Origin of the sequence: Xanthomonas sp. NCPPB 1067, assembly GCF_020783795.1 — a bacterium.
In the GTDB taxonomy this organism is placed as follows: Bacteria; Pseudomonadota; Gammaproteobacteria; order Xanthomonadales; family Xanthomonadaceae; genus Xanthomonas; species Xanthomonas melonis.
Window position 1 is genome coordinate 1 of sequence record NZ_JAJGQG010000029.1, and the last position, 13,381, is coordinate 13,381.

Consider the following 13,381-nt stretch of genomic DNA (forward strand, 5'->3'; position numbering starts at 1 on the left):
GGCGCGGCCGGTGCTCGGAATCCTCATGTACCACTTGTACACTCCGGTTCCTCCGCGCCGTCCACACCCGCCTGGCGACTGCTCGCTACGTTCTGTTAGCCGCTCTTAGAAACCAGCTGGCCGCGCCGATCACACCGAGCTGGCCGTGCTCGACGATGCGCACCGGCACCTGCGCAAGCGCCAGACGTAGCGCGCCCTTGTCCAGCAGGCGGGTGACGAAATCGCTGGCGGCAATGAAGTCTGCGATCTGCGGCAGGAAGCCGCCCGCCAGATAGACACCGCTCCGGATGCCATACAACAGCATCATGTCGCCGACCACGCTGCCCATGAATCCGCAAAAGGCCTGCAGCGCATCGTGCGCCAACGCATCGTTGCCGCCCAGGGCCGCGGCGGTGACATCGGCAGGACTGGCGTGGATGGGCGGCCGATCGCGCAATGTGGCCAGCGCGGTGTAGAGATTCAACAGACCCGGCCCGGACAGCAACGTCTCGGTGCCCACATGCGTGCGCGTGCGGCGCAGCTCCTGCAGCAGCGCCACCTCCAGGTCGCTGGCTGCGGCCAGCGCTGCGTGGCCGGCTTCGGTCGGCAGCACGACCGGGCTGGCACCATTGGGAATCCAGACCGCCGCACCCAGGCCGGTACCCGGCCCCAGCACCAGCGCCGGACCAGACGCGCCCTGTGCGGGGCCCGACAGTTGCAGCACCTGGTTGCCAGCCATGTAGTTGGCCGCATACGCGACCGCTTCGAAATCGTTGACCAGATGCAGTGCGTGCATGCCGAGCTGCCGGCGGATCTGCTCGGGCGCGAGCGCCCAAGGCAGGTTCGCAGTGATCACGCTGCCGTCGTCCAACGCATACCCGGCGCTTGCGATCACCCCGCGCCGCACCGGAGCGCAGCCCATTTCGGCAAAGAACGCCGACATGATCTCGGCAAGGCCCGGATAATCGGCACAGCGATACTTGCGGTAGTCCAACACCGTCACCGGCTTGCGCGCATCGGGACTCTCGCAGACCAACGCCAGGCGCACGTGCGTTCCTCCCACGTCCGCGGCAACGAAGGTGTCGGGGCGCGAAAAGGCCACCGCTTCCATTGGACTGCTTGCGCTCACGCATTCTCCTGATCAGTAGCAACGGGCCGAGATCATCCCCGTGTCCGACGAACGGTAGCGGGTAGACAACGTTGTCAGCAATTGTTTCGTAACGCAACCGTAGCGACCCCGATCAGTGCGCTGCGGCGTTCCTTCTCATCATCCATGAAAAAACTACGCCCAACACGCCGATCTCTGCACAAAACCGGACTGTAGCAATCGAAATTGCCGCAACGCGATCTAAATCGCCAATCGCGGGCGGGAAACTCGGGCACGGCTCGGCGTCGCGAACCGCAATCTGCCGCGATCGCGCCGGAAAAATGCTGCATTGCAACGCAATCGCAGCCGCTTCAGAGATCTGTGACGATGTGTTGACAACGCTGTCAGCGCTACGCGAGACTCGAACCAAATCGGGGTTCTGGCAGGAGGGGCCATGGACTGTTCGGTACTGAAGAACGGCTCTTCCCTCGCCTGCCGGTTCCAGATTCGTGAGGAGTGCGTCATCGGACGTTCGACTCGCTGATGTCGCATTCGCTCCACCGCTTCACCACACGGGGGACACCTCCTCTACCACGCGAATCGACGCGACCTGCCGCACCTGCGGATGCGGCGCTCGATCATCGCGATCGGTCAGGGCGTGTTGTTTTGCCGGCCACGCCGAGCGCGTGACGCCTCCTGCAGGCGACGCGTTCACAGCACTAACCAACGAGGTTTAGCCATGCACAGCCGCACCACGACGTTAGCACTCTGCATCACCGCCGCTCTGTACTGTTCCGGCTCTGCGATGGCTGCCGGACAAGAACAACAAGCCCCGGCCAGCGCGCCGTCGGCCACCACCGAGCTGGACACCATCACCGTCACCGGCTACCGCGCGTCGCTGGAGAAGAGCCAGGCGGTCAAGCGCTCGGCCAACTCCATCGTCGACGCGATCAGCGCCGAGGACATCGGCAAGTTCCCCGACATCAATGCGGCCGAGTCGCTCTCGCACCTGCCTGGCATCAGTGTCGACCGTCAGTTCGGCGAAGGCGAAAAGGTCAGCATCAACGGCACCGATCCGGCCTTGAACCGCGTGCTGCTCAATGGCCAGACCATCGCCTCCGGCGACTGGGGCGGCAACCCGACCGACACCAGCGGCCGCACCTTCAACTACACCCTGCTGTCGCCGGAAATCATCGGCCTGATGGAGGTCTACAAGACCCCGGAAGCGCGCATCGACGAGGGCTCGATCGGCGGCACCGTGATCGTGCACACCCGCAAGCCGCTGGACCTGCCCAAGAACACCATCCGCGGCTCGATCGGCTACAACTACAACGATCGCTCGGAAGAAGGCAATCCGCGCGGCTCGGCGCTGTGGAGCTGGAAGAACGATGACGAAACCTTCGGCGCGTTGATCTCCGCCACGCACGACAAGCAGGATCTGGCGCGCGCGGGTATCGAGTACTTCGGCTACACCACCGGCGCCAACATTCCGCCGACCGCCACCATCACCGGCGACGGCAGCAATGTGGCCACCGCGCGCGTGCCGGCCGGCATCAATAGCGCATTCTTCCAGCAGACCCGCGAACGCAGCGGCGTGCAGGGTGCGTTGCAGTGGAAGCCCGACGAGCAGAACGAGTTCAACCTGACCGGCCTGTACATCAAGGGCAAGTACAACAACTTCAGCCAGTCGCGTTATGTCTGCCCGGCCTGTAACGACGACATGCGCAAGATCACCCAGGCAAACGTGCAGGGCGGCATCGTCACCTCGGCCACGATCAGCGACGGCGCAGCCGGCCAGCCGTACGCGCAGCTGGACGCCAATTACCGCGAGAGCACCGTCACCACCAAGAGTCTGAACCTGCGTCACGACTGGTCGGGCGAGAAGTGGGTGTTCACCACGCAGGTGGGCGACACCAAGGCCACCGGCGGCAAGAACCCCGAATACCTGATGAAGTTCCTGATGCAGGACGGCGGCTACAACTACGCCTTCGACGGCCGCAACACCGCCGTCAATTACGACAACGGCGGTGCCTCCAACTGGACGCTTCCGGGTTCGCCGGCCGGCCAGCCGGCCGGCTCGCAGGATCCCAGCACCATGCAGGCGGGCGGCATCTTCTACCAGAAAAGCACGGACGAAGAGAAGTATTTCCAATGGGATGCGGCGCGTGATCTGGCGTGGGGACCATTCACCAAACTGCTGTTCGGTTACAAGTACATCAACCACAACAACGGCGTGAACGCTCGCGGCAACCGCATCAATACCACCGACCCGGTGTCGCTGACGCAGTTCAACCCGGGCACCACGCCGAGCGGCCTGTACGATGGCCTGGGCGCCAGCGGCGACCTCACCACCTGGCCGACCGCAAACCTGGAGGCCGTGCGTCGTTATCTGCTCGCACAGCCGCAGGGACCGTACCGCACCGATTTCGGCTCTTCGTTCGACGTCAAGGAAATCACCCAGAACGTCTATACGCAGTTGAACTTCGAGTCGGGCCAGTGGCGCGGTAACGTCGGCGTGCGTTTGATCGATACCACCGACAAGTCCGAGTTCTGGCAGAGCCAGGATGGCGGTGCGACCTTCAATCGCGTGGCCGAAACCAACGACTATCGCAAGGCGCTGCCCAGCTTCAACATCGCCTACGACATCACCGACGATGCCGTGCTGCGCTTTTCGGCAGCCAAGGTCATCGCGCGTCCGCGTTACGCCGATCTGGCCGGCTCGTTCACCATCAACAGCGGCAACGGCAACCTGACCGCCAACGGTGGCAACCCCGACCTGAAGCCGTACGAATCCACCAACTACGACCTTGCGGCAGAATGGTATTTCGCGCCGTCCAGCATGCTGTCCGGTGAAGTCTTCTACCGCGACATCAGTTCTTACATCGTCAACACCACGGTCAGCCAGCAGCTGAATCCGGCGCCGCCCGCGGTGGCCGGCATCTACCAGGTGACCACCCCGGTGAATGTCTCCGACGCCAAGGTCAAGGGCGTGGCGGTGAACTACCAGCAATCGCTGGGTCTGGGCTTTGGCGTGCAGGCGAACTACACCTTCGCCGAATCCGATTCCAGCTCCGGTCTGAATCTGCCCTACCTGTCGCGCGACACCTACAACATCATTCCCTACTGGGAACATGGCGACTGGATGGTGCGCGTCAACTACAGCTACCGCTCCAAGTACTTCACCCAGATCGGCCGCCTCGCCTCGCAGGATTTCGCCGACAGCTACAAGCAGCTGGACCTGACTGCCTCGTATCAGATCACCGACTATATGGGCATCACCTTTGGCGCGACCAACCTGCTGGATTCGACCTACCGTCTCTTCAGCAACACCCGGGCAGCGCCCACGGCGTTCTACAAGAACGGCCGCGGCTACCAGGCCCAGCTGAACTTCAAGTTCTGATGTAGCACCGGCGCGCCACCGACCCTCCACGGTGGCGCGCTTTTTTTTGAGCGGTGTGTTGCATGCAGTGCACCGCTCGATGTTGTACCAAGGAGTGGTGCTGGCCACGCCCCTTCGCGTCCGAGGGAGCATGGCCAGGCCCGCTTTTGCCATCCACGCACGGCTGCAGCATCGCCGGCGCGTCTTGCTCGACAGGAGTGCAGTTCCCATGACGACCGATAGCCGCGTATTCGTGGCTCCATCCCGCCGCCACGCCGGAGCTGCACCCAGAACGCGAATGCTCGCGCTCGGTCTGCTGCTGGCGCTGCCGGCCTTCTCTCTGAGCGCGGCGCAATCGCCTACCGCACCCACCGCTACCACGCTCGACCCAGAGGCAATCGACCAGCAATGGCTCGATGCCACCGCCAAGTACACCCCTGAACGCGAACGTCTGGTGCGCCAAGCCGAAGCCGGCGCACGCAAGGGGCCGTTCCGTCCGGACTGGGCCGCATTGAAGGCCTACCAATCGCCCGCGTGGTACGACAACGCCAAGTTCGGCATCTTCATCCATTGGGGCGTGTTCTCGGTCCCTGCATTTGGCAGCGAATGGTATTCGCGCAACATGTATCTGGAAGGTTCCAAGGAATTCGCTCATCACGTGGCTACCTATGGCCCGCAGTCGAGCTTCGGCTACAAGGATCTGATCCCCAGATTCACCGCGCCCAAGTTCGACCCCAAGGGCTGGGCCAAGCTGTTCCGCGAATCCGGGGCGCGCTATGTGGTGCCGGTGGCCGAACACCATGACGGCTTCGCACTGTACGACTCCAAGTTGTCGGACTGGACCGCGATGAAGATGGGGCCCAAGCGCGACCTGCTCGGCGAGTTGTCCACCGCCATTCGCGCGCAAGGGCTGCACTTCGGCCTGTCATCGCACCGCGCCGAACACAACTGGTTCTTCGACGGCGGACGCAAGTTCGATTCCGACGTCAGCGACCCGCGCTATGCGGCGCTCTATGGCCCTGCGCAGGTGCGCCTGCCGGGCAAGGACGATGGCGATGTGGCCAACGACTGGACGCCGGTATCGCAGGCATGGCTGGACGATTGGCTGGCGCGCACCACCGAGTTGATCGACACCTATCAACCGGACCTGATCTATTTCGATTGGTGGATCGCGCACCCGACGTTCCGGCGCAGCCTGCCGACCATGCTGGCCTACTACTACAACCAGGGCGCGGCGCGCAGCGAAGCCGACCGCGGCGTGGTGGTGAACTACAAATTGGGCGCGTTTCCCGAAGGCGCCGGCACGCTGGATATCGAGCGCGGCCAGCTGACCGGCATCCACCCCACCCATTGGCAGACCGATACCTCGGTGAGCAATGCTTCGTGGGGTTACATCGAGAACGATACCTACAAGTCGCCCACCTTCATCATCCATATGCTGGCCGACGTGGTGGCCAAGAACGGCAACCTGATGCTCAACATCGGCCCGCGCGCCGACGGCTCGATCCCGGATACCGAGCGCGGCATCCTGCTGGCGATCGGGCGTTGGCTCAAGACCAACGGCGGCGCGATCTACGACAGCAAACCGTGGCGCGTCTATGGCGAAGGCCCCACCGAGGTGGTGGGCGGCACCTTCCAGGACATCAAGACCAAGCCGTACACGGCCGAGGATTTCCGCTTCACCACCCGCGACGGCGCGCTGTACGCGATCGCGCTCGGCTGGCCGAGCAATGGCGAGGCGGTGATCCGCTCGCTCACCGCCGCCGATGGCGTGCGCGCGGTGAGCCTGCTGGCCAACGGCAAGAAGATCCCGTTCGAGCAACGCGCCGATGGCCTGCATCTGCGGCTCCCGGTCAAGCCGGTCGGCGAGAGCGCCTATGTGTTCCGCATCGACCTTTCTTCCCCCACTCCCTGACGGATGTTGTCTTTCATGAGCAAGCGATTGAGCTGGATGTTACTTGCGCTGGCATTGACCTGCGCCCCGGCCCTGGCCAAGAACCCCACCGCGTTGTTCTATCTGATGAACACGCAGAAATCGACCAACTCGTTCATCGCCAACGTCGACAAGATCGACGTGGTGGTGCCGACCTGGTACGGCGTCGATCAGAATGGCCTGGTCAACGGCACCCCCAACATGTACCTGTACGACCTCGCCAAGCAGAAGAAGCTGCGGGTGATGCCGATCCTGTCGATGACCACCGGCCGCGACGGCTTCCACAAGCTGATGCACGACGAGGCGGCCAAGAAGCGCATGATCGAATCGCTGCTGATCCACGGCAAGCAGCACAAGTACTATGGCTTCCAGTTCGATTTCGAAAACATCGCCTGGACCGACCGCGATGCCTACACCTTGATGGTCAAGCAGACCGCCGACGCACTGCACAAGGCCGGCTTCAAGATGTCGGTGGCGGTGGTGCCGAATGCGCCAGGCCATGCCGAAGGCGGCCAGTTCTCCAAGTGGATGTGGGAATACTGGCGCGGCGCATACGACCTGAAGGCACTGGGCCAGGCCGCGGACCTGATCAGTATCATGACTTACGACCAGCACACCCGCTGGACCACGCCGGGCCCGGTGGATGGCATGGTGTGGATGAAGAAGCACCTGGATTACGCCATCACCCAGGTCCCCAAGGAGAAGCTGTCGCTGGGCATCGCCACCTACGGCTACCGCTGGTACACCGGCAATCCGGTGAAGGAAGACGGCACCGAGGCATCGAATATCTCGGCCACCTACATCGATGCCGACGAATCCTTCCCGCTGGCGATCGAGCAGAACGCGACCGTGCAGTGGGATCCGGTTGAGCAGGAATCGTGGTTCTATTTCTATCGCGACGACATGCGCGAGTGGGTGTTCCGCCCGGACGCCCGCAGCTTCAAGGCGCGTTACGACATGGCCAAGCAATACGGCCTGGAAGGTTTCAGCTGCTGGGTGCTGGGTGCGGAAGACCCGAAGGTGTGGGACGAATTGCCGGTGGCGCAACGCTGATCCACATGCCCGACTGGCGCAGCGCAGTGAAGCGTGCGCCAGTGCCTGCGTAAAGCATCGCGGCTTTGCTACTGTGCGCGGCGATGTGCGCGCGCGGATCGCCGCGCACGTGGCTGCTTCAACGGCGGCGGCGTACGCTCGAAATCCTCGGGCGCCACTCGTACACTGCATCGGGGCGGCGGCGTACCACGGGAGTCCGGGTCGCGTTCTCGCATCGGCCGCACCTGAGGCGTTGCAGCAACACGCGATGCGCCCGCCCTACCCCGCTGCGCATCTGCGATGGCGCGGCAACACGCTCTCCGCCATATCGGGATGTGATTGCATGATGGTCGATACCAGCCGCGCTCCACACACGCCATCGTCGGGATTACCGCGGCTGAACTCGTCATCACCGGACATGCGTTCTTCCAGCATGCCTCTTCCGAGCACGCCAGCGGCGACCCCACGCGTGCGGCCTTCATCGGGAGCGTCGCCGTCGCGTCTGCTTGCCCTGTCGCTTGCCGCATTGATGCTGGCCGGCTGCGGGAAACGCGAAGCCGGCACCGCACCGGCCGTGGCGGATGCAGGAGCCACGGCGGCCGCGCCGTCATCCAGTGCACCGTTACCGCTGATTCCCGCACCGGTTCAGGCGAAACCGGCAGCCGGCAGTTTCACCATCGATGCCGGCACGGTGATTTCGATCGAGCCGGGCGACGCCGATGCGCGGCGCAGTGCCGAATATCTGGCAAGCCTGCTCAAGCGCAGCCGCGGGCTGAGCCTGGAAGTGCGCGCCGAGGCCACAGCCTCGCCGGCCAGCATCCGCCTGCAGCGCGATGCGCGGGCGCCGGTGACGCAGAAGGAGGGCTACAGCCTGGACGTGACCGCCAAGGGCATCCGCATCGGCGCGCGCGACGGCGCCGGGCTGCTGTATGGCGCGGTCAGCACCTGGCAGTTGATGACAGCCGATGCGGGCAAGGGCGCGGTGACGGTGCAAGGCGTCAGCATCCGCGACTGGCCGCGCTTCGGCTGGCGTGGTCAGCATCTGGATGTGGCACGTCATTTCCATGATGTGGAGACGGTCAAGCATGTGCTGGATGCGATGGCCTTGCACAAGCTCAACGTGCTGCACTGGCATCTCACCGACGACCAGGGCTGGCGTATCGAGATCAAGCGTTACCCCAAGCTCACCGAGGTCGGTGCCTGGCGTACTCCGCCCGGCGCGGGGCGGCATGGCACGCCCGAGCGCTACGGCGGTTTCTACACCCAGGAACAGATCAGCGAGATCGTCGCTTACGCGGCGCGCCTGCACATCACCGTGCTGCCCGAGCTGGACATGCCCGGACATGCACAGGCGGCGGTTGCCGCCTATCCGGAAGAGGTGGGCGTGCCCGGCGTACGCACGCAGGTGGGCGTGGACTGGGGCGTCAATCCCTATCTGTTCAACACCAGCGAACGCAGCCTGCGCTTCATCACCCATGTGCTGGATGAAGTACTGACCTTGTTCCCGTCGACGTACATCCATATCGGTGGCGATGAGGCGGTCAAGGATCAATGGGAGGCCTCGCCCGCGGTGCGCGCGCAGATGCGCAAGCTGGGCGTCAAGGATGCCCATGCCATGCAGGGCTGGTTCAACGCACAGCTTGGGACCTACCTGACCGCGCACGGCCGGCGCATGATCGGCTGGGACGAAATTCTCGAAGGCGGCGTGCCGGCGAGCGCGTCGGTGATGTCGTGGCGTGGCGTCGAAGGTGCGGTGACTGCGGCCAGACAAGGCCACGACGTGGTGCTTGCGCCGGGCGACTGGCTGTACCTGGACAACCTGCAGACCACGCGCAGCGACGAACCGAACGGTCGCCTGACGGTGTTGCCGCTGTCCAAGGTCTACGCCTTCGACCCGGTACCGGCCGAGCTCAGCGCCGATCAGGCCAGGCACGTGCTGGGCGCGCAAGGCGCGTTGTGGGCCGAATACATTCCGTCCCGATGGCACGTGGATCACGCGCTGTTCCCGCGCCTGTCGGCGGTGGCGGAAGTAACCTGGTCGCCGCCGGCAGCACGCAACTGGAACGGCTTCCTGGCGCGCATGCCGGCACAGCTGCAGCGCTACAAGGCACTGGGCATCGCCTACAGCGATGGCGCATTCGCTGCCGAGATCGCACTGGAAGGCGGCCCCAATCCGGTGCTCGGCGGTGGCGCCGCCAAGGTGGAGCTGAGCACCCAGACCGGTGCAGGCGCACTGCATTACACCGTCGACGGTAGCGACCCCACGCCGACCTCTCCGCGTTACCAGGCGCCCTTCACGATCCGATTGCCGACCACGGTCAAGGCTACTGCCTTCGATGCCAACGGCTCGCCACTGGCCGCCACGCGCAGCCGTACCTTCGACCGTGCCAGCCTGTTGCGTGTGGACACGCAAGGGCTGCGCCATTGCGTGGAGAGCGGTGCGCTCGGCCTGCGCCTGCCGCTGCTGCCGGGGATGACGAGCGCTACTACGCCGGTCTACAACGTCGACCTGTTCCATGCCTGCCGGCTGTATCCGCAGGCACGCCTGGATGGCATTGGCGCAATCCGCATCGAGGCTGCACGTCTGCCGAACAACTTCGGCCTGGCCCACGAGCAATCCAAAGTGATCCAGTACCCGGCCCGGACGCGCGGCGGTGAGCTGGAAGTGCGTCAGGGCTGCGATGGCGAATTGATCGCCAGCGTGCAGTTGCCGCGCAGCGAGACCGTGGGCGAACAATTCACGCTGGAAACTCCACTGCCTGCACGCACCGGCATCCACGATCTGTGCCTGCGCTTCACCGCACCGATCCGTGGCCCGTTGTATGCCATCGGTACCGTTCAACTGATCGAAACCACCGCGCAGGCGCCCCCCGCCGCCACGCGCTGATCCCTCCAAGGAGAGTCACCCATGCCCCTGTCGCACCGTTCCGCCTCCACACGTTCCAGGCTCACGCCGGCCCGCCTCGGGTTCGCCCTGGCGTGTGCGATCTCGCAGGCCTGGGCGGCGCCGCCCAGCGCCGTGACATTGGACAGCGGCTGGCAGGTGCGCCTGGTCCCCGGGCAGGCGCAGGCCAAGACCTATCCCAAGGCCGCCAGCTGGATGCCGGCGCAGGTGCCGGGCGTGGTGCAGACCGACCTGATCGCCGCCAAGGTGGTGCCCGATCCGTTTCTGCGTGACCACGAAGGCAAGATCCAGTGGGCCGGCCTGAGCGACTGGCAGTACCAGACCCGTTTCAACGTGGATGCAGCCACGCTCGAGCGCGCGCATGTGGAACTGGTGTTCGATGGCCTGGACACGCTGGCCGAAGTCACCCTCAACGGCAAGAAGCTGCTCAGCGCCGACAACATGTTCCGGCAGTGGCGCGTGGATGCCAAACCGCTGCTCAAGCGCGGCGACAACGTACTGGAAATCACCTTCCTCTCGCCGATCAAGAAGATCCAGCCGTGGCTGGCCAAGCAGCCGTATGCGCTGCCCGGCGCCTACGATTCGGCGTTCGGCGATGAGCCCGATGGCCGCCACAGTTCCACCTACGTGCGCAAGGCGCCGTACAGCTATGGCTGGGACTGGGGCCCGCGCATGGTCAACGCCGGCATCTGGAAGCAGGTGCGCTTGGAAGCCTGGGATGCGGTGCGCGTGGATGGGTTGCATATCGCGCAGCAGCGCGTGGATGCCGACAGCGCGCAACTGCAGGCGCAGTTGGAACTGCAGGCCGGCCGCAGCGGCCCTGTGCAGGTGACGCTGGACGTGCTGGGCCCGGATGGGCAGAAGGTGGGGCAGTTCACCCAGGACGCGGTGGTCGACCCCGGGCAGAATCGCATCGACCTGCCGGTGCGCATCGCCAAGCCCAAGCGCTGGTTCCCGGCCGGCTACGGCGCGCAGGATCGCTATACCTTCGTGGCCAGCGTGCGCGATGCCGATGGCGACAGCCAGCAGGTCAGGAGCGTCACCGGCCTGCGTTCGGTGGAGCTGCGCCGCGAAAAGGACAAGTTCGGCAAGAGCATGGAGATCGTGATCAACGGCATCCCGGTTTTTGCCAAGGGCGCCAACCTGATCCCGCTGGATGCCTTCCCTTCGCGCGTCACCGAAGCGACGATGCGGCGCACGCTGCAGGATGCGCGCGATGCCAACATGAACATGCTGCGCATGTGGGGCGGCGGGCACTACCAGGACGATCACTTCTACGAGGTGGCCGACGAACTGGGCATCATGATCTGGCAGGACTTCATGTTCGGCGGCGCGGTGCCGCCCTACGACGTGGAATTCCGCGAGAACACGCGACAGGAGGCGATCGAACAGGTCAAGCGGCTGCGCGATCACCCCAGCGTGGTGTTGTGGTGCGGCAACAACGAAGTGCAGACCGGCTGGGAAAACTGGGGCGACCGGGTCAAGTTCAAGCAATCGCTGGACCCGGAGGAACGCAGCCGCGTCGAGCGCGGCATGACCACGCTGTTCGGCACCGTGTTCGGCGAAGTGGTGGCCACCTACGACAGCGACGTGCCGTACTGGGCCACCTCACCGGGTACCAATTTCGATGGTGCCGCCGACCAGACCGATGATGGCGACATGCATTACTGGAAGGTCTGGGGCGGCCCGGCCCTGCCGGTCACCGAGTATCTCAACGTCACCCCGCGCTTCATGTCCGAGTACGGCCTGCAGTCGTTCCCGGACATGCGCACCGTGCGCGCGTTCGCCGATGCGGCCGACATGGACCCGGAGTCGCCGGTGATGCGCGCGCACCAGAAGTTCGACAAGGGCAACGGCAACAAGCGGCTGATGCTGTACATCCGCCGCGAGTTCGGCGAGCCCAAGGATTTCGAAAGCTTCGTCTACCTGAGCCAGCTGATGCAGGCCGAGGGCATCAACCTGGCCGCCTCGCACCTGCGCGCTTCGCGTCCGCAGTCGATGGGCTCGTTGTACTGGCAGCTCAACGATGTGTGGCCGGGCGCCTCGTGGTCCAGCGTGGATTACTACGGCCGCTGGAAGGCGCTGCAGTATCACGCACGTCGCTTCTACGCACCGGAAATGATCGCCGCGCTGCGCAACGACAAGGGCCAGACCGAGGTCTCGCTGGTCTCCGACCGCACTACGCCCTTGGCGGCACGCTGGCGCATGCGGGTCATGGGCATGGACGGCAAGCTGCTGAGCAAGCGCGAGCAGAAGGCCACGGTCAAGCCGCTGAGCAGCCTGCAGGTGGGCAATTTCAGCGACAAGCAATTGCTGGGCAGCGCCGACCCGAAGCGCACCTATGCGGTGTTCGAGTTGTTCGACGGCAATACGTTGCTGTCGCGCGAGGTGGTGTTCTTCGCGCCGGCCAAGCAGCTGGCCTTGCCGGTGGCGAAGATCGACAGCCAGTGGCGCGCCGATGGCGATGGCTATGCGCTGACCCTGACCAGCAACACGCTGGCGCGCGAGGTATGGCTGTCGTTCGGCGATCTCGAGGCGAGCGTGGCCGATAACGCCTTCGATCTGCTGCCCGGCGAGCCGTTGACGCTGCACGTGAGCAGCAAGCTGCCGATGGCGCAGCTGCAGTCTGCGCTGCAGGTACGCGACCTGGCATCCACGCTGGCCGGCGCTCCGCCGGAGCCGCCGGAGGCAACGGCAGCGAAATGAGGCAAGAGACGGCCCTCATCCGCCCTTCGGGCACCTTCTCCCGCAGAGCGGGAGAAGGAACTGATGTCCTGCGATGCATGCACTCATCCGCCCTGCGGGCACCTTCTCCCGCAGAGCGGGAGAAGGAACTGATGTCCTGCGATGCATGCCCTCATCCGCCCTGCGGGTACCTTCTCCCGCGGAGCGGGAGATGGACTCGGTGGCCTGGCATGCCTTTCGCGCGGCACGCTGACTTTTCGCTCGCCATGGGTGTCCTTCTCCCGCCAGCGGGAGAAGGTGCCGCGTAGCGGCGGATGAGGGCCCACCGCGGTACCAGCCACCACCACATCCAACCGCGCGCATGACACCGCCACGCCCGCC

5 protein-coding genes, 1 other RNA gene and 1 pseudogene are annotated in these 13,381 nt (G+C 64.8%); 6 read left to right on the top strand and 1 reads right to left on the bottom strand.

Going from position 1 to position 13,381, the window contains the following annotated elements; genetic code table 11:
* Positions 1-25: 25 nt before the first annotated feature.
* Positions 26-101: non-coding RNA, sX9 sRNA (locus LL962_RS17475), on the top strand.
* Positions 102-103: 2 nt separating this feature from the next.
* Here the strand turns inward: LL962_RS17475 and LL962_RS17480 are convergent.
* Positions 104-1,090: pseudogene (locus LL962_RS17480) on the bottom strand (glucokinase family protein); the annotation flags it as partial.
* 715 nt (positions 1,091-1,805) lie between these two features.
* Between LL962_RS17480 and LL962_RS17485 the strand changes: the two are divergent.
* The 5 genes from LL962_RS17485 to LL962_RS17505 all read left to right on the top strand — a co-directional run bounded on the left by LL962_RS17485 (position 1,806) and on the right by LL962_RS17505 (position 13,021).
* Positions 1,806-4,466, top strand: coding sequence for a TonB-dependent receptor (locus LL962_RS17485; RefSeq protein WP_104586538.1), 2,661 nt, complete (start codon positions 1,806-1,808; stop codon positions 4,464-4,466).
* A gap of 208 nt (positions 4,467-4,674) precedes the next feature.
* Complete coding sequence (locus LL962_RS17490) at positions 4,675-6,360, top strand: alpha-L-fucosidase (RefSeq protein ID WP_228317817.1); 1,686 nt, start codon at positions 4,675-4,677, stop codon at positions 6,358-6,360.
* 3 nt (positions 6,361-6,363) lie between these two features.
* Positions 6,364-7,431, top strand: coding sequence for a glycosyl hydrolase family 18 protein (locus LL962_RS17495; RefSeq protein WP_228317818.1), 1,068 nt, complete (start codon positions 6,364-6,366; stop codon positions 7,429-7,431).
* Between the two features lie 412 nt (positions 7,432-7,843).
* Positions 7,844-10,297 carry a family 20 glycosylhydrolase gene (locus tag LL962_RS17500; protein ID WP_228317819.1) on the top strand — a complete coding sequence of 818 codons (2,454 nt, stop codon included), beginning with the start codon at positions 7,844-7,846 and terminating at the stop codon, positions 10,295-10,297.
* Between the two features lie 21 nt (positions 10,298-10,318).
* The gene (locus tag LL962_RS17505; RefSeq protein ID WP_228317820.1) at positions 10,319-13,021 is read left to right on the top strand and encodes a beta-mannosidase; all 2,703 of its coding nucleotides are present in this window, start codon (positions 10,319-10,321) and stop codon (positions 13,019-13,021) included.
* Positions 13,022-13,381 lie beyond the last annotated feature (360 nt).

Coding starts and splice junctions, on each gene's coding strand:
- LL962_RS17485 (WP_104586538.1), top strand. CDS start 1,806: ATGCACAGCCGCACCACGACGTTAGCACTCTGCATCACCGCCGCTCTG.
- LL962_RS17490 (WP_228317817.1), top strand. CDS start 4,675: ATGACGACCGATAGCCGCGTATTCGTGGCTCCATCCCGCCGCCACGCC.
- LL962_RS17505 (WP_228317820.1), top strand. CDS start 10,319: ATGCCCCTGTCGCACCGTTCCGCCTCCACACGTTCCAGGCTCACGCCG.
- LL962_RS17500 (WP_228317819.1), top strand. CDS start 7,844: ATGCCTCTTCCGAGCACGCCAGCGGCGACCCCACGCGTGCGGCCTTCA.
- LL962_RS17495 (WP_228317818.1), top strand. CDS start 6,364: ATGTTGTCTTTCATGAGCAAGCGATTGAGCTGGATGTTACTTGCGCTG.